We start from the raw sequence: 21,622 nt of genomic DNA on the forward strand, positions 1-21,622 counted from the left end.
TCGTATACGATTTCGTACTCGATGAGGAGTGAAACTTGGAACAGGTCACCGACCACACCCTGGCCGCGGCCCGCAAGGTCATCGCGGTGCATATCAACTACCCCAGCCGGGCGGCGCAGCGGGGCCGGATGCCGGAGCAGCCGTCGTACTTCCTGAAGCCGTCGTCCTCCCTTGCCCTCAGCGGCTCAACGGTGGAGCGTCCGGCTGGCTGTGAACTCCTCGGCTACGAGGGCGAGATCGCGCTGGTCATCGGCACGCCCGCCCGCCGCGTGGGTCTGGAAGACGCCTGGAGCCACGTCCAATGGGTCACGGCCAGCAACGACCTCGGCGTCTACGACCTCCGCTACGCGGACAAGGGCTCCAACCTCCGGTCCAAGGGCGGCGACGGCTTCACCCCGGTAGGCCCCGCGCTCATTCCGGCCGCCGACGTCGACCCCTCCGGGCTGCGGATCCGCACCTGGCACAACGGCGAACTCGTCCAGGACGACACCACCGAAGAGCTGCTGTTCCCCTTTGCGCGCCTCGTCGCCGACCTTTCCCAGCTCCTCACCCTCGAACCCGGCGACATCATCCTGACCGGCACACCGGCCGGCGCCTCCGTCGCCCGGCCCGGCGACGTCGTCGAGGTTGAAGTCACCGGCGGCGGGCTCAGCAGCGGCCGCCTGGCCACCACCGTGACGGAAGGTATGACGGCGTTCGCGGACTTCGGTGCCCGGCCCAAATCCGACGACACGCAGCGGGAGGAAGCATACGGTTCTCGGGAAGCGGCCGGTCTGACCGCCGTCGTGCCTGTCCTGACCCCGGAGTTGAAGAAGAAACTCGAGTCCGTCGCCACCGCCACCCTGTCCAGCCAGTTGCGCAAGCGTGGGCTGAACAACGTGAGCATCGACGGCCTGCAGGCCACCCGACCCGACCGCCGCGTCGTCGGGCTCGCCCGGACGCTGCGCTATGTCCCCAACCGCGAGGACCTCTTCACGACCCACGGCGGAGGATTCAACGCCCAGAAACGCGCCATCGACTCCGTCAACGAAGGCGAAATCCTGGTCATGGAAGCCCGCGGCGAAAAAGGCACCGGGACCGTCGGAGACATCCTGGCGCTGCGTGCCCAGATGCGCGGCGCCGCCGCGATCATCACCGACGGCGGCGTGCGCGACTATTCCGCGGTGGCGGGGCTGGACATGCCCACCTACTTCGCCAACCCGCACCCCGCCGTCCTGGGCCGCCGGCACATCCCGTGGGACACGGACATCACCATCGCCTGCGGCGGGGCCACGGTCCAGCCCGGGGACATCATCGTGGCCGATTCGGACGGGATCCTCGTGATTCCGCCGGCCATCGCCGACGAACTGGTGGACGAGTGCATCGCGCAGGAGAAGGAAGAGGCCTTCATCTTCGAGATGGTCAAGCAGGGCAACAGCGTGGACGGTTTGTATCCGATGAACGCCCAGTGGCGTGCCCGCTACGCAGAGTGGGAAGGAGCCCAAGGTGACTGAAACCGCCGTAAGCAGCACCGCCGTCGGGAGCAAGTCCGAGCAGGCCTATGCCGCCGTGAAGGCGCGCATCGTGGAGGGCACCTACACGCCGGGATACCGGCTGGTGCTGGCCAAGATCGCCGAGGACCTCGGCGTGAGCGTGGTTCCGGTCCGGGAGGCGATCCGCCGCCTGGAGGCCGAGGGGCTCGTGAAGTTCGAGCGCAACGTCGGCGCCACGGTCTCCGGGATCGATCCGACGGAGTACCTGTACACGATGCAGACCCTGAGCATCATCGAGGGAGCGGCCACGGCATTGTCGGCCCCCTTGATCGACTCCGTGGCCATCGCCCGGGCCCGTGCGGTCAATGCCGAGATGCGCGACTGCCTGGAGCATTTCGATCCGGTCCGCTTCACGGCCCTGAACCAGGATTTCCACAGCGTGCTCTTCGAACACTGCCCCAATCCGCACATCCTGGACCTCGTGCACCGGGGTTGGAACCGGCTGGCCTCGATCCGGGCCTCGACATTCCGCTTCGTCCCTGGCCGTGCGCAGGAATCCGTCAAAGAGCACGAGGCGCTGCTTCAGCTCATCGAAAGCAATGCCGACGCCGACACCATCGAACAAGCAGCCCGCCGCCACCGCAGCGCCACCCTGGACGCGTACCTCGCACAGAGCAACGCGGGGTCACTTAGCGCCCATTAAGCGCCCCGACATGGGCCGTAAGTGACCCCGCGTTCCAATAGCAAAGGAGAAAACAATGACGTTCACTGCACCAGAAACCACCCATTACGTCCCGAAGGACCTTCCCACCCACATCCAGCACTTCATCAACGGCGAATTCGTTGACTCGGTCAGCGGGAAGACCTTCGACGTCCTGGACCCGGTCTCCAACACCAACTACGCCACCGCAGCGGCCGGGCAGAAGGAAGACATCGACCTCGCCGTTGCCGCGGCCCGCGAAGCCTTCGTGAACGGCCCGTGGCCGAAGATGAAGCCGCGCGAACGTGCCCGCGTCCTGAACAGGATCGCCGACGCCGTCGAAGCCCAGGAGGAGCGCCTCGCCGAACTGGAGACCTTCGACACCGGCCTGCCGATCACCCAGGCCAAGGGCCAGGCGTTGCGTGCGGCGGAGAACTTCCGCTTCTTCGCGGACCTGATCGTGGCCCAGTTCGACGACGCCATGAAGGTCCCGGGCTCCCAGATCAACTACGTGAACCGCAAGCCGATCGGCGTCGCGGGCCTGATCACGCCGTGGAACACCCCGTTCATGCTCGAGTCCTGGAAACTCGCCCCCGCCCTGGCCACCGGCAACACCGTGGTCCTGAAGCCGGCCGAGTTCACCCCGCTCTCGGCCTCGCTCTGGGCGCAGATCTTCAAGGACGCAGGCCTGCCCGACGGCGTGTTCAACTTGGTCAACGGGCTCGGCGAGGAAGCCGGTGACGCCCTCGTCAAGCACCCGGACGTGCCCCTGATCTCCTTCACGGGTGAGACCACCACGGGCCAGACGATCTTCCGCAACGCCGCCGCCAACCTCAAGGGCCTGTCCATGGAGCTGGGCGGGAAGTCCCCGTGCGTCGTGTTCGCCGACGCCGACCTGGACGCCGCGATCGATTCGGCACTATTCGGGGTCTTCTCCCTCAACGGAGAACGCTGCACCGCCGGTTCGCGGATCCTCGTCGAACGCGCGATCTATGACGAGTTCTGCGAGAAGTACGCCGCCCGCGCGAAGAATATCGTCGTCGGCGACCCGCACGACCCCAAGACCCAGGTCGGCGCACTCGTCCACCCCGAGCACTACGAAAAGGTCGCCTCGTACGTGGAGATCGGCAAGTCCGAAGGCCGGCTGCTCGCCGGCGGGGGACGCCCGGAAGACTTGCCCGCAGGGCTCAACAACAGCAACTACATCGCGCCGACGGTGTTCGCCGACGTCGCGCCCGACGCCCGGATCTTCCAGGAGGAGATCTTCGGTCCTGTCGTCGCGATCACCCCGTTCGAGAACGACGACGAAGCCCTCGCCCTGGCGAACAACACCAAATACGGCCTGGCGGCCTACATCTGGACCCAGAACCTGACCCGCGCGCACAACTTCGCGCAGAACGTCGAGGCTGGCATGGTGTGGCTCAACAGCCACAACGTCCGGGACCTACGCACCCCCTTTGGCGGGGTCAAGGCCTCGGGCCTGGGCCACGAAGGCGGCTACCGCTCCATCGATTTCTACACCGACCAGCAAGCCGTGCACATCACCCTCGGCGCTGTGCACACCCCGAAGTTCGGCGCCTGACCCCGCCCAGCCCAACTACCTCGCACTTGTTGTCGTTATGGGGCTCCAAAACGACACTTACTGCGAGTCAGTTGGGCGGCACCCGGCACCAAAGGCGAGCATCCCGCCGTCGAACACCACAGACCCTTTCGAAGAAGAGAGAACCCCATGACCAACTTCGTCCCAACCCCCACCGTCCCGGCGCCGGATATCGTCCGCTGCGCCTACCTTGAACTCGTGGTCACGGACCTCGCCAAGTCCCGCGAGTTCTACGTGGACCTGCTCGGCCTGCACGTCACCGAGGAAGACGAGAACACCATCTACCTGCGTTCCTTCGAGGAGTTCATCCACCACAACCTGGTCCTGCGCAAGGGACCCGTCGCCGCAGCCGCGGCCTTCGCGTACCGGGTGAAGTCCCCGGCCGAGGTCGACGCCGCCGAGGCCTACTACCGCGAATTGGGCTGCCGGGTTGAGCGCCGCAAGGACGGCTTCACCAAGGGCGTGGGCGACTCCGTCCGCGTGGAGGACCCGCTGGGTTTCCCGTACGAGTTCTTCTACGAGGTGGAGCACGTCGAACGCCTCACCCAGCGCTACGACCTCTACTCCGCCGGTGAGCTGGTCCGCCTGGACCACTTCAACCAGGTCACCCCGGACGTTCCCCGCGGCCGGGCCTACCTGGAGGACCTGGGCTTCCGCGTGTCCGAGGACATCAAGGATTCCGACGGCGTCACGTACGCCGCGTGGATGCACCGCAAGCAGACCGTGCACGACACCGCCCTGACCGGGGGCAACGGCCCGCGCCTGCACCACATCGCCTTCTCCACGCACGAGAAGCACAACATCATCCAGATCTGCGACAAGATGGGCGCCCTGCGCATCAGCGACCGGATCGAACGCGGCCCGGGCCGGCACGGCGTGTCCAACGCGTTCTACCTGTACATCCTGGACCCGGACGGGCACCGCATCGAGATCTACACCCAGGACTACTACACCGGTGACCCGGACAACCCCACGGTCACCTGGGACGTCCACGACAACCAGCGCCGCGACTGGTGGGGCAACCCCGTGGTCCCGTCCTGGTACACCGAGGCCTCCCTCGTCCTGGACCTGGACGGCAACCCGCAGCCGGTCGTCGTCCGCGAGGAAAAGAGCGAAATGGCGGTCACCGTGGGTGCCGACGGCTTCTCGTACACGCGCCAGCCCGAGGACGGCCCCGCGGGGGAAAGGAAGGGCTTCAAGGTCGGCTCGCAGCTCTAGGCCGGCGGCCCTCAACGTATGCTGACCGCAGGATGGCCGAACGGAGTGTGGAGATGCTTGACCCGAAGACGATAGAAACCATTGCCGACGAACTAGTAGAAGCAGGCCGGAGCCGGACCCCGGTTCCGCGCCTGACTGCCCGCTACCCGGAGATGACGGTGGAGGATTCCTACGCCGTGCAGCAGTTATGGCGGCGCCGGAACGAGGACGCCGGCCGGAAGCTGGTGGGCCGCAAGATCGGGCTGACGTCCAAGGCCATGCAGGCCGCCACCGGAATCACCGAACCGGACTACGGCGCGATTTTCGATGACATGGTCCTGGACACCGGTTGCTCCGTGCCGTGGGACCAGTACACCCACCCCCGGGTCGAGGTGGAATTGGCGTTCGTGCTCAAGAAGGACCTCTCCGGGCCCGGCTGCGGCATCTTCGACGTCCTGAACGCCACCGACTACGTGGTTCCGGCCCTTGAGATCCTGGATTCCAGGATCGAGATGGAGGGCCGGACCATCGTGGACACCATCTCGGACAACGCGGCCATGGGTGCCATGGTGGTCGGCGGACGCCCGGTCCGCCCGGACGCCGTCGACCTCCGCTGGGTATCGGCGATCCTGTACAAAAACCAGGTGGTGGAGGAAACCGGCGTCGCCGCCGGCGTCCTGGACCACCCCGCCAACGGCGTGCACTGGCTCGTTAACAAGATCGCCCCGCACGGTGACGGGCTGAAGGCCGGGGAGATCATCCTCGCCGGCTCCTTCACCCGCCCGCTCTGGGTATACAAAGGCGATACCGTCCACGCCGACTACGGTCCCTTGGGAGTTGTCACATGCCGGTTCGAGTAGAACCAGACCGCACGTTCCGTCAAGCCCTGGCCGCCGCGGACAGGCCACTCGCCGGCATGTGGGTGTGTTCCGGCAGCCCGCTCATCGCCGAACTATGCGCCGGGGCCGGGCTGGACTGGCTCCTGATCGACGCCGAACACAGCCCCAACGGCCTCGAATCCATCCTCGCCCAGCTCCAGGCCGTCCGCGGCTACCCCGTCCAAGCCGTGGTCCGCCCGCCGATCAACGACACCGTGCTCCTCAAGCAATACCTGGACCTGGGCGTGCAGGACCTGCTCATCCCCATGGTCAACTCCGCCGCGGAGGCACAGGCCGCCATCGCCGCCGTCCGCTACCCGCCGCACGGGGTCCGCGGCGTCGGCTCCGCCCTGGCCCGGGCGTCGCGCTGGAACCGCATCCCGGACTACCTCGCCCGCGCCGCCGAAACCATCAGCGTCACCGTCCAGATCGAAACCGGGGCCGCCGTCGCCGCCGTCGAGGAGATCCTCGCGGTCGACGGCGTCGATGCCATCTTCCTCGGCCCCTCGGACCTCGCGGCGTCCATGGGCCTCCTCGGCGAACAGGAACACCCCACGGTGCGCGCCGCCGTCGAACACTGCCTCGCCGCCGCGCAAACCGCGGGCAAACCGGCCGGTGTCAACGCATTCAACGAAGCCACCGCACGCGCATACATGGACGCCGGTGCCTCGTTCCTGCTGGTCGGCGCCGACGTCGCGCTCCTAGCGCGCGGCACCGAAGCCCTCGCCGACAAGTTCATCCCAACAAACCCCGACGGCGGAGCGCCCTTAGGCGGGACAGGTGACGCCCCGTCGAGCTACTGAACTAGGTAGGTAGTCGGTACTCTTCCGGAGGTCCTTGGACGGAGCTACATTGGATATCCCGAGGCCGCTCGGGGGCGGTCGAGGAGGGGGTCGGCCGCAATTTCAATGGAGCATGCCGTGGTCCCGCAACCAGATCTCAATCCTCAACAAGCCGCAGCCATCGCCGAATCGCCGGCTGCAAGGCGTCCAGGCCCCGTGGAGTACGATCTGCGGGCTGTTTACGTCCCGCAGTCCGGGCTGTTCCTGGATGATGAGGGGCGCGAATTCTTTGTAACCGCCGTGGAATTCTGGGAGCACGCGACGGTAGTCAGTCTGTGCTGGAAACGCAGGCCCATGGCAGGGCAGGGAAGTCCGCCCTTGGTTGCGACGGATGAGCACGACCGGGTGCTGGGCGTGAAGCGCATTTGGAACGTTGGTGCGCGGTCGATCCAGCATTTTGAACCGATCTCGACGTCGGCCCGCGCATTAACGGTGCTCATCGCGAGGAAAACGGGAACACAGGAACTGTTTAGCTGCAGGACGCCCCCGGAAAAGAAAGACGCAACGAAGTAAGCTAGGCGGAGCGCGCGATGCCCCGCGTTGACCGGCGGATATGCTCGGGTGTGAGACCGGTCAGCGAGGCAAGTTCAAGGTCATCGCAGGCTTGGGTGCGGAGCGCCGTGACAATCAACGCTTCCCGCTGATTAACGATCCGGTCGCGATGCCTTTCGGCTGCTTTGAGTTGCTCGCTTTTCGCCCTCAGGCCATCCACATGCGCGCCTCGCGTGAGCCCGCTCGGGTGAAGGTCGTCATAAGCCAAACCGATGGTTCGGACAGCCCGAATGTTTTCCCCGGTCACCGCCGAAATTGTGGCCAACGTGAGCCCGTCTTCAAGGGCCTGGGCGATCATCTCGTTGCGGGCAGCGGTCAATGTGCGGATGGCGCTCGAAGCATGGGACAGGAGTTGCCTGTGCGCCGCGAGGGCGTGCGTGAGCTTGGCACGCTCTCCTTTGGCCACGGTTTGGGACCGGGCTGGAACCTTGGCCCGGTAGGTATACCTGCCGGTGGTTGACGGGCCCGGAAGGGACCCGGATTGGGCTGGCATTGGATCCCTTTCGGACTCTTCGCGAACTTCTGATCTATGAAATCTAGGCGGTGTTCGCAGAGCCGCGGAAATACCAATACCGCGTGAACCCATAAGCGAAGTGCATGGAAGATTCCCATATGGGGTTGAAATGTCCCTAAACGACCACAGAATCCCTATATAGATCAGGTGGTCATAAGGGCCTCTTATTGATCCACGCACATTAGGTCTTATCCACGGCGCCCGGCAGTGCCTAGTCTCGAAATTGGGGATTCGACACCCGAATCCTGAGTTTCACGATTCTGGAGAAGACAAATGTCCGAGTACCTGCCGGCGTCGAGGGTCACACGCATCAAGTCCTCAGCGAGCGTTGCGGCCGCCGCCCGCGTCCGTGAACTACGAGCCGAAGGCATCCCGATCATCGACCTGACCGTCGGCGAGCCGGACTTCGACACCCCCGGCCACATCAAGGCGGCAGCGATCGAAGCGATCAACGCCGGCCAGACCAAGTACACCTCGGTGACTGGAACGCCGGAACTGCAGACCGCCATCCTCCGCCGGATTGAAAGCCACACCGGCGTGCGCTACGAAGCGAACCAGCTGACCATCGGCGGCGGTGCCAAGCAAGTCCTCTACGTAGCACTCATGGCTTCGCTCAACGAGGGCGACGAGGTCATCGTCCCCGCACCGTACTGGGTGTCCTACCCGGACATGGTCCTCGCCAACGACGGCACGCCCGTGATCGTCGCTTGCGGAGAAGACACCGGCTTCAAGCTCACACCAGCCGCCCTCCGCGAAGCCATCACGCCCAAGACGAAATGGCTCATCCTCAACGCTCCGTCCAACCCGACGGGAGCCGTGTACACACGCGAAGAACTCCAGGCCCTGGGTGCCGTCCTTGAGGAATTCCCGCATGTCTACATCCTCACGGACGAGATCTACGACGAAATCCACTTCGGCGACGGCCGGGTGACCAGCCTCGTCACTGCCGTTCCGACCCTCCGCGACCGCATCCTCCTGGTCAACGGAGTCTCCAAGGCCTACGCAATGACCGGTTGGCGCCTTGGCTACGGCGTAGGTCCAGCGCCTTTGATCGCAGCGATGAACAAGCTGCAGTCGCAGACCTCATCCTGCCCGTCCTCGGTCAGCCAGGCAGCTGCGGCGGCCGCCCTGAACGGCGACCAGTCGTTCGTCCGGGACAGCGTGGAGGTGTACCGCAAGCGCCGGGACGTCGCCGTCGAAGGCCTCAACGCCATAGACGGACTTTCCGTCGCGCCGGCCGAGGGTGCCTTCTACGCTTACGTGAATTGCAGCGGCGTCATCGGCAAGACCGCTCCGGACGGCACGGTCATTGAGAACGACCAGGACTTCACGCTGTACCTCCTCAACGCGGCTGCGGTCGCCGTCATCCAGGGCTCGGCCTACGGCCTTGGCCCCTACTTCCGGATCTCCTTCGCCACATCGCTGGAGACCATCAACGCCGGCGTGGACTCGATCCGCAAGGCAGTCAGCGCCCTCAACTAAGCCCCACGGGCACCCCAGAAGCCAGCCAAGAGAAAGATTCAGGAAATGATCCACGTCAAGACCAAGTTCCAGAGGCCCGACGCCGACGTCGTCAGCCGCCTCGCGGCGTTCTCCTCCGCGACCATCCACGAAGCCCAGGGCCGCCGCGGCGCCCTGAGCTCCAAGATCAAGCCGATCGACCGCTCGATGTCCTTCTGCGGCCCGGCCGTGACCGTGGCCTGTGCCCCGCAGGACAACCTCATGCTGCAGGTGGCCATCCACTACGCCCAGGCCGGCGACGTGGTCCTGGTCGGTGCCCAGGAATTTTCCGACGCCGGAACGTTCGGCGACGTCTTGGGCAATGCCATGAAAGCCAAGGGCATTGCGGCGATGGTGACGGATTCCGGCGTGCGGGACACCCAGGACCTCATTGAATTGGGCCTGCCGGTATTCTCGGGCAGCGTCTGCATCAAAGGCACGGTCAAGGAAACCCTCGGACCCATCAACCACCCCCTGGTGTTCGGCGATGAGATCATCTACCCCGGAGACATCCTCCGCGGTGACGCTGACGGCGTCGTTGTCGTCCGCCGTGAGGAAGCGGAGGAGGTCATCGCGCTCTCCCAGGCCCGGGACGACGCCGAACGCGAGCTCATCAAGGCCTACCACGCCGGAGGCACCACCATCGAGTTGTGCGGACTAACGGAAAAGCTGAAGGCCAAGGGACTGCTGGTCGAAGACTGATTGTCACGCTGGGGCCGGTCACCGAATGCGGTGGCCGGCCTTTTGCGCGCCCGTTTCCGGGCACGAAGAAGGCGCCTTGCCTGGGGCAAGGCGCCTTGGGTGGTTAGTCGAGTCAGTCCAGTCCGGGGTGTCCTGGCCGTGCGTCGACCAGGTACCGCTCGATGCTGTGTCCGGCATGGGGCGGCATGAGGCTTCCTTCGAAGACGAAGAGGGGCTCGCCCACGCCGCCCAAAGGACGCCAGAAACCGTTCCTAGGGCAGTGGAATCCGGTCCGTGCGCTGATCGTTCCGAGGGTTGGATTCGAAACCCACCGGGTCTGGCTGATCTTTTTCACCGCTGTTCCTTTGATTGGGTTCACGGAATCCGCGAGCCGCTTTCGAATTACTTGCTAATTCGATAATAGGAAATAAAAATGCCCGTGAATAAGACCAAAGATGTCTGTCCGGATAAGGCAATGTTATGGATGGATCAACCCTAGGATGGATCGGCCGCGTACTTGCTGATCAACTGTTGCTGCAGCATCTCCTTGACCAGGATGAGCACGGCCGAGGCGGCCTCTGACAGCGGTTCGTGGTCGGGGGTGCACAGGGCGATCTTGCTCTGCAGGGCCGGTTCGACGATCCGCAGGACCTTGAAGTTCTCATCAGGGAAGAGCGCATCGGCAGCCGATTTCGGCAGCACAGTGGCCCCGAGGTTTGCGCGGATGAGCCGGACAAGCGACGGAACCGACTCCACTTCTCCTACGAGCCGCAGGGGCAACCCGTGCTCGGCCAGTCCCTTTTCGATGATCTGGCGCAGGGTGTGGTTCTTTTCGGGGAGGAACAGTCCAAGGGTGCTGGCTTCTTCAAGAGTGACAGTAGTGCGGCCCTGGGCAACATCGACGTCTTCGTGGGTGACCAGGTGCAGGTCTTCCACGATCATGGTGGTGAACTGAACCCCGCGGATCTTCCCCGGCTCGTAGATCAGGGCCATGTCGAGGCGCCCGTTCTTGATTGCTTCGCTCAGCACGCCCCCGAAGATCTCGGTCAAATGCACCACGATGTCCGGGTATCGCCGGCCGACCTCCCGGATGATCTGCGGTGTGAGGCTGGAGGCCATGCTGTACGGTGCGATGGCGATGGACACCCTGCCCGATGGTGCGGCCCCGGATGTCGCTACGTCCTGCCGCGCTTGTTCAACAAGCCGCAGGATGGTCTGGGCATGGCGGTAGAGTGTGTGCCCCGCGGCGGTCGGCTCGACACCTTGCTTACTGCGGATCAGCAGGCGCTGCTTCAAATCGCTTTCCAGTGCCGACACCTGCTGGCTGAGGGCAGGCTGGGCGACGTGGAGCGCTGCAGCGGCCTTGGTGATGCTCCCCGAATCGACGATCTTTACAAAATATGAGAGCTTCCGCGTATCCATCGGTCTGCCTTCCTCCAAGTCCACTTGGGGCCTGGATGCCATAAGGAAATTCTATGTAGGGACACACAATCCGTCTTTGTGTGACCTGTCTCTCAGCGACTAATTTGAGATCCACATCCCCATGGTGGCGTTTCCCAACCATTTACTGACAGTTCGTTGACTCCCCATCACCCGAATTGTCCCGATACCCAAATATAGACGCATTCGGGACGCTGCCTCACAAATCGATCGTCACGCAAAGAGCACCCTATGAGACTTTCGGGCACATCGCCCTCCGGCAACAGCGGCAGGTCCACCGCGCGCGCCGCCGCCCGCCGTCGTCGACCTTCACCACGGAGGACGACGACGGCGGCCCGGCAGCATGCCGTCTCCCCCACCAGCATGTGTGCCGTAGGTCATAACCGGGAGCTATCCCGTGATAGGGAATAGGTCTTTGTGCCCGAAGTTCGTGGGTGCGAGACTTCTATCACCAAAGAATTACCGACAGTTCCCCGGATTGAAGAATTTTAGCTAAACACTTTCAATCGAAAAGGCAACTGAGTTTACCGGATATTCCAGCCGTTCGAGCGGAATTGCCGGACCCCAATGCAGAACCACGGAAAGAGAACCACGTGAACCCGACAATTGATCTTGTAGCGGATCTTGGAGAGGGATTCGGTGCCTACACCATAGGCAGCGACACCGATCTTCTGGAGATCGTTTCAAGTGCCAATATCGCTTGCGGGTTCCACGCGGGCGATCCGGACATCATGGACGCCACCGTTGCTGAATGCGTTCGCCGCGGTGTGGGTATTGGAGCCCATCCGAGCTTCCCCGACTTGCGTGGTTTCGGCCGCAGGGACATGGGCCTGACTGCCAACGAGGTGCGCGCGGATGTCCTGTACCAGCTGGGGGCCCTTAACGGCTTCGCCGCCTTCCACGGAACCAAAGTGACCCACGTTGCGCCGCATGGCCGGCTGGGAAATCTCGTCGCCGTCCGGGCGGATTACGCGGAGGCCGTGGCTGAGGCCGCTGCCCGCGTGGACAACGAACTGATCGTGGTCGCGCAGGAGGGCGAGTTGGCCAAGGCGGCACGTTCCGCCGGCCTGGACGTGGCGATTGTGGGCATTGTCGATCGTGCCTACCAGGAAGACGGGACCCTGGTCCCGCGCAGCCAGCCGGGCGCCGTGCTGCACGATCCCTCGGCGATTGTCGAGCGAACCGTCCGCATGGTGTGCGAGGGCAAGATCCGATGCGCCAACGGCACTGACATCGACATCTCCGCGGACACCGTCCTGCTTCACGGGGACAACCCCGGCGCCGTCGAGCTCGCCCGGCTGATCCGTTCGGAGCTCGTTTCGGCCGGCGTCCGTATTGCCCCGTTGACCGAAGTCATGGATGCCAAGAGGAAGGCGGCCTGACATGTCCGTTCTCATGGCGGCTCCCACCGAGATCTACGAATCAGGAGACTCCGCATTGCGCGTCGTCGCCCTTGCCGAAGCAAGCGAGGACAACTGGCTCACGGTCCACCGTCTTGCCGACTGGCTGGAGAGCTGTGGCGCCGAGGGCCTTCACGGCGCGGTACCCACCTACGATTCCGTGCTGGTGGAATTCGACCCCGTCCTGGTGTCGGCCCGTCAGGTGCGCGCGTTCGTCAAGCTGGGGCTCCTCGAAATGGGCCGGTCCGCCGGCGCAGCAAAGGCACCCCGTGAATTTGATGTTCCGGTGGTCTATGGCGGCGAATACGGTCCCGACCTGGAGAAAGTAGCCGAATACCAGGGCATCTCCACCGAGGAAGTCATCCGCATCCACACCGAGAAGACTTACACCGTCCGCTGCCTGGGTGCTCCTGCCGGCTCGCCCATGATGGACGGTCCCGCCTTCCCCAAGCCTGTGCCCCGCCTCAAGGATCCGCGGCTCAGCGTCCCGGCCGGGGCAGTGGCCGTGGCCGGACGCCAAGCCGTCATCGCTCCCGCGTCCGCACCGGGTGGTTGGTGCGTCATCGGTCAGACCCCTTTGACTGTCCTGAACATTCGCCGTGAACCACTTGTCCCTTACAAGCCAGGAGACATTCTCCGTTTCCGTCGCATCGAGGCCGGAGAGTTCGGCTCTTACGTCGGCAAGGAACTGGAACCAAGGCCATGAGCGGGCACATCCTCATCCAGCAACCCGGTAACGCCGTGGTCACAGACCTTGGCCGGTTCCGCGGACCCCGCTTTGGGCTTCCGGTCAACGGCGCCCTGGACCAGTACTCGGCCCGGGCCGCCAACATCCTTGCCGGCAACGCGGACAACGATCCCCTGGTGGAGATCACGGCCCTCGACTTCAGGATGAAAGCGCAGTCCGACATCCTGATCGCAGTCACGGGGGCTCCGTTGACCCTCACCGTCGGAGGGCGTCCGTGCAGCCAGTGGGAACCGGTTTCGGTCCGTGCTGGCGAGACGGTGGCCGTCCGGGGAATCAACCGGGGCCTCCGTGCCTACCTGGCCGTCCACGGTTCCGTGGAGGCGCCGACGCTGCTGGGTAGTTGTGCCCCGGACACCGTTGTGGGCTTCGGCCTGCAGCTCAAGGAAGGAACCACCCTCCTGACCCGCCGCAGCGTGGGCCCTGTTCGCCAACCGTACTTCGACCTTCCGCTCTTCCGGCTTGGTCTTGAACGGCCGGACATGGGGCAGGAACTGATGGTCGATGTGACTGACGGTCCGGATGTCGCCGAGTTTGGCGATTCCGCCGAGCTGCTCTTCACCTCGGAATACGCCGTAAGTGGCCGGAGCAATCACATCGGCCTGAGGCTCGGGGGTGAACTTCCGGAAAGAACCTCGAGTGGCGAAGTGCTTTCACGCGGGGTACCGGTGGGCGCCGTCGAGGTTCCTTCCCGGGAAGAGTTGCTGGTACTGCACCGGGGACGCGGCGTCACCGCCGGATATCCAGTCCTCGCCGTGGTCACCAGCAATGGCCTGGACGTCCTTGCCCAAGCCCGCCCGGGCGACAAGGTCCGCTTCAGGAAAACAACAGTGGCGGAGGCAACTTCCGCCCACCGGCGCTCGCGGGCGCAGCTTGAAACCCTCCGCGAATCCGTCAACACAGTCTTCGGACTACTTGGCATTGGATGCCGACCCCAGTGGCAGGACCTCCCGGTTGCGGCATGCAGCTAAAAACCTGTCGTCAAAACCAATAGGCGTTGCTACGCTCAACATCAAGAAGGAAATGTCATGACCGCTAACACCAACGCTGCACAAGTGCAGCATGAACGGCTCACAGGCCGTCAAACGCGCAAGGTTGTCACCGCAGGCTGCGTTGGCATCTTCGTGGAACTTTATGACAACGGCATCTTCGCGTTTATGGCCGGAACACTTGCCTTGGTGTTCCTCGCCCCCGGTAACCCGGACAACGCCTTGTTGTTCGTCTTCGCCGGCTACGCCGTCTCGTTCTTCGTCCGGCCCCTCGGCGCGGTTGTTTGCGGCTACCTGGGCGACCGGATCGGCAGGCAAAAGCTACTGGTCTTCGTCATTCTGCTGATCAGCGTCGCCACAGCCGGTATCGGAATCCTGCCCACGTACGCGGCCATCGGCATTGCGGCTCCCATCCTGCTCGTCCTACTGCGGCTCCTGCAGGGCTTCTCGGTCGGCGGCGAAGCCGCCGGCGCCATGACCTTCCTCGCTGAACATGCCCCCGAGGGCAAGCGCGGCATCATCACTTCCTACGCGCAGATCGCTTCGTTCGCAGCCCTCCTCACCGGCACCCTTGTGGCGTTCTCCATGTCTCCGTGGCTCACCCAGGCCGCGATCGACGGCGGTGGCTTCGGCTCCTTCGCATGGCGCATTCCTTTCCTGGTCGCCATTCCCATGGGCGTCATCGGCTGGTACATCCGCAAGGCCATCGCGGACACCCCCAACTTCACCAAGCTCAAGGAAGAAGGCGGCCTTTCCAAGAACCCGCTCAAGGAAGCCTTCCAGTCCGCTGAGCACCGCCGGGCCATGGTTCTTGCCCTCTTCATCCCGCTCATGAACGGCTCCGGCTACTACGTCCTGTTCTCCTACATGCCTACGTTCCTCAAAGGCAAGCAGCTCAACTTCACCATCGGCGAGGCACTGTTCATCACCGCCTGCAGCCTGGTTGTCATCTGCATCGCCATTCCTTTCATGGGTGCCCTCTCCGACCGCATCGGCCGCAAGAAAGTCATCGCCGGCTCCGCCATCGCCATGACCATCCTGGGCATTCCGTCCTACGCCCTCATCGCAACGGGAAACATGGGCCTGGCTATCCTTGGCGCCTCGATCATGGCCATCGTCTTCGCCGGCCACACGGCCGTCATCCACATCCTGATCGTTGAGCTGTTCCCCACCCGGGTTCGCTACTCCGCCTACGGCCTCGGCTACAACATCTCCTCCGCGCTCTTCGGCGGAACCGCTCCGTTGCTGATGACCTGGCTTATCAGCAGCACCGGCAACATCTACATGCCGGCCTTCTACGCAGTGATCACGGCACTCGGCACGCTCGCAGCCGTGAGCACGGTCAAGGACCGGGCACACGAACCCCTGCGCGACGCCTAGGCGCCGCTGACCTCCGGGCACAGTTCGTGCCTTCCATTTCCACTCTTTGGAGAACCGATGTCTTTTTCCGACTACACCACCGCCCTCGTCACCGGAGCGTCAACCGGTATGGGTGCCGCGATCACGGAGCGCCTGGCCAAAAGGGGCCTGACCGTTCACGCCGTGGCCCGCAACGAGGAACGCCTCAGCGAACTGGCCGATCGTACGGGTGCCATCCCGCACGTAGTTGACCTGACCGACACAGCTGCCCTGACCGCCGTCGTGAGCGAGCTGAAGGTCGACGTCCTGGTCAACTGCGCCGGAGTTTCCCGGCCCGGGAACCTCCTGGACTCGTCCGAGCAGGACATCGACGAGCTCATCGACGTCAACCTTCGCGGCCTGCTTCAGCTCACGCGGCTGGTCCTGCCGGGCATGGTGGAGCGCGACCTTGGCCACGTCATCAACATCAGCTCGATCGCAGGCGTCTACAACTTCTATGGCCACACGGTGTACCACGCCACGAAAGCCGCCGTGCACCAGATCTCCCGCCAGCTCAGGAACGATACGGTCGGCAAGCGCATCCGCGTGACCGAGATCTGCCCGGGGCGTGTGGAAACCGAGATCTTCGGCCGGAACATGGGCGGCACGCCTGAAGCCATGGAAGAAGCATGGAAGACGTACTACGAAGGCTACGAGTCGTTGACCACTGACGACATCGTCAACGCGCTCGATTACGCCATCGAAACCCCGCGCCACGTCAATGTGGGCATGCTGGAACTTATGCCGACGTTCCAGGTCCCCGGTGGTCTCACCTTCGACAGGCGCTGACCCCCCGCCTCCCTTGAGGCGCCGCGCCCGTCTGGGCGCCCCGAAGTTCCAGTGACATCACTCCCGTTGCTGGAAATACAAGCTGGCGGCCGCGAATTTCGCGGCCGCCAGCACCCGTTTCCGGGGAAAGGAGCTTTGGTGCGGGCCCGCCGCTTAGGGAGGGCCCGACGTCGGGCGCTCAGTCCTCGTGGAGGGCTTGCGTCAGGTGGTGTGTCGGGATGCGGTCACGGTCATAGGTGATTTCCGTGTAGCCGTGCGGTTCCGGGCGGCCGTCGTGGCCGAGATTGACGAACACGATTTCCTCGATGGTCAGGATGCTGTCGCGGGTGATCATGTTGCGCACCTCCGCGCGCATGGTCAGAGACGTCCGGCCGAAACGGACCGCCGTCAGGCCCATCTCCACCAGATCGCCTTGGACGGCCGAGCTGACGAAGTTGATCTCGGAGATGTACTTGGTGACGGCGCGGCCGTTTCCAAGCTGGAGGATTGCGTAGATTGCCGCTTCCTCGTCGATCCATTTCAGCAGGCTTCCACCGAACAGCGTGCCGTTGGCGTTGAGGTCCTCCGGGCGTATCCACTTGCGCGTCCGGAACGTGATGTCAGCCTTTTCCATAATGCGAGATTAGCCGAGGCCGGGCGCCTGCGTCTCCTGCGGCGTGCCATGCTTGGCGCGACTCCGTAACATGGATACGGTGCACCCGGTTCAGGGCACAACACGACACGCCGATTCGCGCACCATGCGGTACACCGGGAACGCGCTGGAGGAACACCATGAAGATCGACAAAACCCGCCGTAGCGCCTGGCTGAGCGCCTGGCTGAGCGCCCGGCCTTCCGGCTTGGAACACTGACCATGCCACCGTTGGACGCTGTATTGGGCGCCTGGTCCATGAACTGGCCTGCCCTGGTCATTCTTATTGCCGCAGTCGCCCTGTATTCAAAGGGCCTGATTGCTGCCAAGCGCCGTGATATCCGCTGGCCCCTGTGGAACTCCTTTGCCTTCTTCGCCCTTGGCCTGGGTAGCTTCGCGGCACTGAGCTTTGGATTCCCGGGAACCTACAGCCACGACCTGAGGTGGGCATTCACCCTCAAAGTGACGTCCTATCTGTTTGTGGTCCCGCTGTTGGTTGGCCTGGGCAAGCCGTTAACCCTTGCCAGGCAGACCCTTGGCCGCGCGGGTGCGGCGAGGGTGGAAGCTGTGCTCGGGCACCGGCTCGTTCGCATGCTCAGCAACACGCTCGTGGCGGCGCTTCTGGGGCTCGCAATGTTCACAGTGTTCCTGACCCCGTTTTTCTACGTGCTGCGGACCAACCCCGCCGCCGACGTCATCCTGACGTTGCTCGTGCCCGTCATGGGCCTCCTCATGACCGTACCGATCATGGAAGACGGCGCAGGACGCACCTCATCGCTCATTGTCGTCGAGTTCATCTTTGTATTCATTGAGCTGCTTGCCGACGCGGTGCCCGGGGTCCTGATGCGGCTCAGCCCGGGAATTCTCGACGGCGCCACGTCAGTTTTGGGCAATCAGCCAGGCTGGTTCCCCTCACCCTTGCGCGACCAGCAACTCGCGGGAGACCTGATGTGGTTCCTCGCAGAGATTGTGGATCTTCCCCTCATCATCCTGATGTTTGTCCGCTTCTCCCGGAGCGACAAACACGAGGCCAAGAGCTTCGACGACCTGAGCGACGAAGAAATCGAAGCCCTGAATCGGGCACATCTGGGCCAAGGCGGACGCAGCCTGGATTGATCCGGTCCCGTCCTTAGGCCATCCCCCTGTGCCTCACGCCATTGCAGTGTGCGATGCGCTGTGCGAATCGATCGGCTTGGCGTAGCACTGCGAGTGGGTGACACCGATGTAGGGGCCGAAATTTGGCACCGCAGCGAAGCCGGCGCTTTCGTAGAAGCTGCGGCCGTCCGATTGGGCCGAACCCGCTTCCGCGGTGATCATGCTGAAACCGTGGGCATGTGCCTGCGCCTCCAACGCGGCAAGGATTGAACTCGCCACTCCTGAGCCCCTGGCGTACGGGACGACGTATAGCCGCTTGATTTCGGCCGTCTCGGCATCCAGGATCCTTAGCCCTCCGCAACCCAGGGGCTGGCCGGAACACTTTTCGTAGGCTACAACGAAGACGGCGGTATCTGCTTCCGACGGCGCGGGTCCGGGCTCGTGGTCCGAGTTGCCGAAACGTGCGTCCAGTTCCGCTTGCTGCGCTGCGCGGAGGTCCGCACCCACCGGGTTTGCCCAGGTGACCTGTCTGATGTTGAGCCGCGGATTTGTCTGCATCGGAACCTCTTTCGCCGAAGGGGGTTATGCCTATCAAGCCTAAGAAGCGGGGGTTACCGCGGTGTTTCCTCCGCGTAAGCGTCCGGAGAAATACCGGTGAGGCGGAACTGACCCCAACCAGCCCCTATTCGACGGCGTCGCCGGTGGGATCCTCGACCGTCCGGTCGGCCACGGCAAGTCCGCCTACGGGGCTTTGGTCCCAGTGCAGCAGCCGCCACCCGGTCTCCGGATCGCCTTCGAGCACCACGATTCCGGTGTTCTGCAGTTGGTGGGTGGCGGCGAACTCACGGCCAACATCCACGGCACGGCGGCCTGCCCAACAGCGGATCGCGGCACCATGGCTGACCACGACGGCGGTTTCGTCGCCCGACGCTGCCACTTTGGCAATGGCAGCGTCGTAGCGGGCGAAGAACTCGTGTCCATCACCAGCTCCCGGCATGCGGACGTCGAGTTCCCCGTCGGTCCAGTCGAAAACGGTGCTCATGTACCGGTGGTGCGACTCGTGGTCGGTGAGTTTCTCCAGGGCCCCGGCCTCAATCTCCTGCAGGCCGTCCAATACAGTGGCCTCGAGCCCGAGGGCTTTTGCAAGCGGGGCGGCGGTCAGCTGGGTGCGGACCAGCGTGGATGCATAGATGGCCGTGATGTCTTCGTTGGCGAGGGACTCCGGGAGCGCAGCGGCCTGGCGTTCGCCAAGTTCAGTCAGTCCCGGACCGGGAAACGCCGTGTCCAACTGCCCCAAGACGTTTCCAGGGGTCTGCCCGTGGCGGATAAGCAAGAGCCTCATGCTGACACAATTCCTTACGTCGATTCGGAAACGCAGGGCCCATGTGGCCGCTACTTCAGGTGGTCCACCAACTGGTCCGCGATGCCCGTGTACTTGCCTGGAGTAAGCGCCAGGAGGCGTGCCTCGGCTTCGGGAGACAATCCCAGGCTCGAGACGAACTCCTGCATGCGGACGGCATCGACGCGCTGGCCGCGGGTGAGATCCTTGAGCCGCTCGTACGGGTTTTCCATTCCAGCGACCCCGGCGATGGCCTCGGCGCGCATGACCATCTGGATCGCTTCGCCCAGGACTTCCCAGTTGGTGTCGAGGTCGGCCGCCAGTACGTCCTCGGCAACGTCCAGGGCCTTCAGCCCCTTGGCGACATTCGAGATCGCAAGGAGCGAGTGTCCGAATGCGACGCCGATGTTGCGTTGCGAAGAAGAGTCGGTCAGGTCTCGCTGCCAGCGGGAGGTAACCAGCGTGGCGCCCAGGGTGTCCAACAGGCCGTTGGAAATCTCCAGGTTGGCCTCGGCATTTTCGAAGCGGATCGGGTTGACCTTGTGCGGCATGGTGGAGGAGCCGGTGGCGCCTGCTACCGGGATCTGGCGGAAGTAGCCAATCGAGATGTAGCTCCAGATATCCGTGCAGACGTTGTGCAGGATGCGGTTGAAGCGGGCGACGTCCGCGTAGAGCTCGGCCTGCCAGTCGTGGCTCTCGATCTGGGTGGTCAGCGGGTTCCACGTCAGCCCCAGTCCCTCAACGAAGGACTGCGCTACGGCCTGCCAATCGGCGCCGGGAACGGAAGCGACATGCGCAGCATACGTGCCGGTAGCGCCGTTGATCTTGCCCAGGTACTGGGTTTTGGAAACGCGGTCCAGCTGGCGGCTCAGGCGATGCGTGATGACGGCCAGTTCCTTGCCAAGGGTAGTGGGAGTGGCCGGCTGGCCATGGGTGCGGGAAAGCATCGGGACGGCGCGGTTCTCCTCGGCCATTGCCTCGATCTGCTTCACCAAGGCGCGGGCTGCAGGGAGCCAGACATCTTCCACTGCGCCCTTGACGCCCAGGGCGTAGGAAAGGTTGTTGATGTCTTCCGATGTGCAGCCGAAGTGCACCATCGCGGTCAGCTTCTCGATACCGATCGCCGGGAGGCGGCGGCCGATGTAGTACTCGACTGCCTTGACGTCGTGGACCGTGACGGCTTCGATTTCAGCGAGTTCCGTGACCGAAGCGGCGTCGAACTCGGTGACGATGGCGCGCAGCTTCTCCTGCTGCTCGGCGGTGAGGGGCCCGGCGCCGGGAAGTACGTTGTTGCTGGTCAGGTGGATGAGCCACTCGACCTCGACGGCAACGCGGTCGCGGTTCAGCGCGGCCTCGGACAAGTAGTCGACCAGGGGAGCGACGGCGGACTGGTACCGGCCGTCCAGCGGGCCCAGGGCGATCGGCTCCGGCGACGCGGCGAGGGCCAGGCGTCCAGAGGGCGTACGGGTAACAGCGGCGGCGACGGTTTCAGGCATGGGGCAATTCTTTCATGAACTCGGCTCGCGCCCTTAAGCCGGACTTCTCTATGTGAATAACGTCGCAGCTTGCCCTCCCCGACCACGTTTCCTACAGGTTATCCACATAGCCCATCACGGCGGTTCCGAGCTGTCGGGGCACAACGTAGCGTCGGTGCCACAACATCAATGGACACGGAGGAGGGCAACGTCTTGAGCGGCATTCTTATGGCGGCCGGAGGAACGGATCTGGATTCGCAGCAGTGTATTTCACGAGGCGCGGAGATCCAGAGGCTCGGATGGCGGATGAGGATCTGCGCCGACCAAGCCGATGCCGTTCTTGCAAGGCTTGCTCAGTTGCAACTCGAGCAATGGGAGTCGCCGGCC

Annotated in this window: 22 protein-coding genes; 15 read left to right on the forward strand and 7 right to left on the reverse strand. The window is 64.0% G+C overall.

Features of this window, described 5'->3' with window-relative positions:
• The first annotated feature begins 35 nt into the window (after window positions 1-35).
• The 7 genes from QRN51_RS05325 to QRN51_RS05355 all read left to right on the forward strand — a co-directional run bounded on the left by QRN51_RS05325 (window position 36) and on the right by QRN51_RS05355 (window position 7,202).
• A complete protein-coding gene (locus QRN51_RS05325) occupies window positions 36-1,493 on the forward strand; it encodes a fumarylacetoacetate hydrolase family protein (RefSeq protein WP_284988932.1) in 1,458 nt (485 codons plus the stop codon).
• Window positions 1,486-2,175 (forward strand): GntR family transcriptional regulator, encoded by a 690-nt coding sequence (locus QRN51_RS05330; RefSeq protein WP_284988933.1) that lies wholly within the window; start codon window positions 1,486-1,488, stop codon window positions 2,173-2,175. The genes QRN51_RS05325 and QRN51_RS05330 overlap by 8 nt, the downstream gene beginning before the upstream one ends.
• A 55-nt stretch (window positions 2,176-2,230) precedes the next feature.
• Window positions 2,231-3,754 carry a 5-carboxymethyl-2-hydroxymuconate semialdehyde dehydrogenase gene (gene hpaE, locus QRN51_RS05335; RefSeq protein ID WP_284988934.1) on the forward strand — a complete coding sequence of 508 codons (1,524 nt, stop codon included), beginning with the start codon at window positions 2,231-2,233 and terminating at the stop codon, window positions 3,752-3,754.
• Between the two features lie 147 nt (window positions 3,755-3,901).
• Complete coding sequence (hpaD, locus tag QRN51_RS05340) at window positions 3,902-4,990, forward strand: 3,4-dihydroxyphenylacetate 2,3-dioxygenase (protein ID WP_284988935.1); 1,089 nt, start codon at window positions 3,902-3,904, stop codon at window positions 4,988-4,990.
• 53 nt (window positions 4,991-5,043) lie between these two features.
• Complete coding sequence (hpaH, locus tag QRN51_RS05345; RefSeq protein ID WP_059388754.1) at window positions 5,044-5,829, forward strand: 2-oxo-hept-4-ene-1,7-dioate hydratase; 786 nt, start codon at window positions 5,044-5,046, stop codon at window positions 5,827-5,829.
• Window positions 5,814-6,650 carry an HpcH/HpaI aldolase family protein gene (locus QRN51_RS05350; RefSeq protein ID WP_284988936.1) on the forward strand — a complete coding sequence of 279 codons (837 nt, stop codon included), beginning with the start codon at window positions 5,814-5,816 and terminating at the stop codon, window positions 6,648-6,650. The genes hpaH and QRN51_RS05350 overlap by 16 nt, the downstream gene beginning before the upstream one ends.
• Before the next feature lie 117 nt (window positions 6,651-6,767).
• Window positions 6,768-7,202, forward strand: coding sequence for a hypothetical protein (locus QRN51_RS05355; protein ID WP_284988937.1), 435 nt, complete (start codon window positions 6,768-6,770; stop codon window positions 7,200-7,202).
• A gap of 1 nt (window position 7,203) precedes the next feature.
• Here the strand turns inward: QRN51_RS05355 and QRN51_RS05360 are convergent, their stop codons facing one another.
• Window positions 7,204-7,734 carry a hypothetical protein gene (locus tag QRN51_RS05360; RefSeq protein ID WP_284988938.1) on the reverse strand — a complete coding sequence of 177 codons (531 nt, stop codon included), beginning with the start codon at window positions 7,732-7,734 and terminating at the stop codon, window positions 7,204-7,206.
• A gap of 294 nt (window positions 7,735-8,028) precedes the next feature.
• Here QRN51_RS05360 and QRN51_RS05365 point away from each other — a divergent pair, with 294 nt between their 5' ends.
• The gene (locus QRN51_RS05365; RefSeq protein ID WP_284988939.1) at window positions 8,029-9,237 is read left to right on the forward strand and encodes an aspartate transaminase; all 1,209 of its coding nucleotides are present in this window, start codon (window positions 8,029-8,031) and stop codon (window positions 9,235-9,237) included.
• Between the two features lie 45 nt (window positions 9,238-9,282).
• Window positions 9,283-9,957 (forward strand): 4-carboxy-4-hydroxy-2-oxoadipate aldolase/oxaloacetate decarboxylase, encoded by a 675-nt coding sequence (locus QRN51_RS05370; protein ID WP_059388748.1) that lies wholly within the window; start codon window positions 9,283-9,285, stop codon window positions 9,955-9,957.
• Window positions 9,958-10,069: 112 nt separating this feature from the next.
• Here the strand turns inward: QRN51_RS05370 and QRN51_RS05375 are convergent, their stop codons facing one another.
• Both QRN51_RS05375 and QRN51_RS05380 read right to left on the reverse strand, forming a co-directional pair.
• A complete protein-coding gene (locus QRN51_RS05375; protein WP_284988940.1) occupies window positions 10,070-10,291 on the reverse strand; it encodes a hypothetical protein in 222 nt (73 codons plus the stop codon).
• Between the two features lie 140 nt (window positions 10,292-10,431).
• On the reverse strand, window positions 10,432-11,358 hold the full coding sequence (locus QRN51_RS05380; protein ID WP_059388746.1) for a LysR substrate-binding domain-containing protein: 927 nt from the start codon (window positions 11,356-11,358) through the stop codon (window positions 10,432-10,434).
• A gap of 611 nt (window positions 11,359-11,969) precedes the next feature.
• On the opposite strand from QRN51_RS05380, the gene QRN51_RS05385 reads away from it, so the two are divergent.
• The 5 genes from QRN51_RS05385 to QRN51_RS05405 are packed head-to-tail and all read left to right on the forward strand — an operon-like array spanning window position 11,970 to window position 16,697.
• A complete protein-coding gene (locus tag QRN51_RS05385; protein ID WP_284988941.1) occupies window positions 11,970-12,758 on the forward strand; it encodes a LamB/YcsF family protein in 789 nt (262 codons plus the stop codon).
• A 1-nt stretch (window position 12,759) separates the two neighbouring features.
• A complete protein-coding gene (locus QRN51_RS05390) occupies window positions 12,760-13,482 on the forward strand; it encodes a 5-oxoprolinase subunit B family protein (protein WP_284988942.1) in 723 nt (240 codons plus the stop codon).
• Complete coding sequence (locus QRN51_RS05395; RefSeq protein WP_059388743.1) at window positions 13,479-14,492, forward strand: 5-oxoprolinase subunit C family protein; 1,014 nt, start codon at window positions 13,479-13,481, stop codon at window positions 14,490-14,492. The genes QRN51_RS05390 and QRN51_RS05395 overlap by 4 nt, the downstream gene beginning before the upstream one ends.
• Window positions 14,493-14,549: 57 nt before the next feature.
• Window positions 14,550-15,890: an MFS transporter gene (locus QRN51_RS05400; protein ID WP_059388742.1), complete on the forward strand. Its 1,341-nt coding sequence runs from the start codon at window positions 14,550-14,552 to the stop codon at window positions 15,888-15,890.
• A gap of 57 nt (window positions 15,891-15,947) precedes the next feature.
• Window positions 15,948-16,697, forward strand: coding sequence for an SDR family oxidoreductase (locus QRN51_RS05405; RefSeq protein WP_059388741.1), 750 nt, complete (start codon window positions 15,948-15,950; stop codon window positions 16,695-16,697).
• Between the two features lie 178 nt (window positions 16,698-16,875).
• Here QRN51_RS05405 and QRN51_RS05410 read toward each other — a convergent pair whose 3' ends face one another.
• Window positions 16,876-17,310: an acyl-CoA thioesterase gene (locus QRN51_RS05410; RefSeq protein ID WP_084784486.1), complete on the reverse strand. Its 435-nt coding sequence runs from the start codon at window positions 17,308-17,310 to the stop codon at window positions 16,876-16,878.
• Window positions 17,311-17,548: 238 nt separating this feature from the next.
• Between QRN51_RS05410 and QRN51_RS05415 the strand changes: the two genes are divergently transcribed.
• Window positions 17,549-18,442: a cytochrome c oxidase assembly protein gene (locus QRN51_RS05415; RefSeq protein ID WP_284988943.1), complete on the forward strand. Its 894-nt coding sequence runs from the start codon at window positions 17,549-17,551 to the stop codon at window positions 18,440-18,442.
• A gap of 33 nt (window positions 18,443-18,475) precedes the next feature.
• Here QRN51_RS05415 and QRN51_RS05420 read toward each other — a convergent pair whose 3' ends face one another.
• From QRN51_RS05420 to purB, 3 genes are all read right to left on the reverse strand, one after another.
• Complete coding sequence (locus QRN51_RS05420; protein ID WP_059388739.1) at window positions 18,476-18,979, reverse strand: GNAT family N-acetyltransferase; 504 nt, start codon at window positions 18,977-18,979, stop codon at window positions 18,476-18,478.
• Window positions 18,980-19,103: 124 nt separating this feature from the next.
• On the reverse strand, window positions 19,104-19,763 hold the full coding sequence (locus QRN51_RS05425) for a histidine phosphatase family protein (RefSeq protein WP_059388738.1): 660 nt from the start codon (window positions 19,761-19,763) through the stop codon (window positions 19,104-19,106).
• A gap of 50 nt (window positions 19,764-19,813) precedes the next feature.
• On the reverse strand, window positions 19,814-21,256 hold the full coding sequence (gene purB, locus QRN51_RS05430) for an adenylosuccinate lyase (protein ID WP_284988944.1): 1,443 nt from the start codon (window positions 21,254-21,256) through the stop codon (window positions 19,814-19,816).
• Between the last annotated feature and the right edge of the window lie 366 nt (window positions 21,257-21,622).

It is taken from the genome of Arthrobacter sp. efr-133-TYG-120, assembly GCF_030209785.1.
GTDB lineage: Bacteria > Actinomycetota > Actinomycetes > Actinomycetales > Micrococcaceae > Arthrobacter.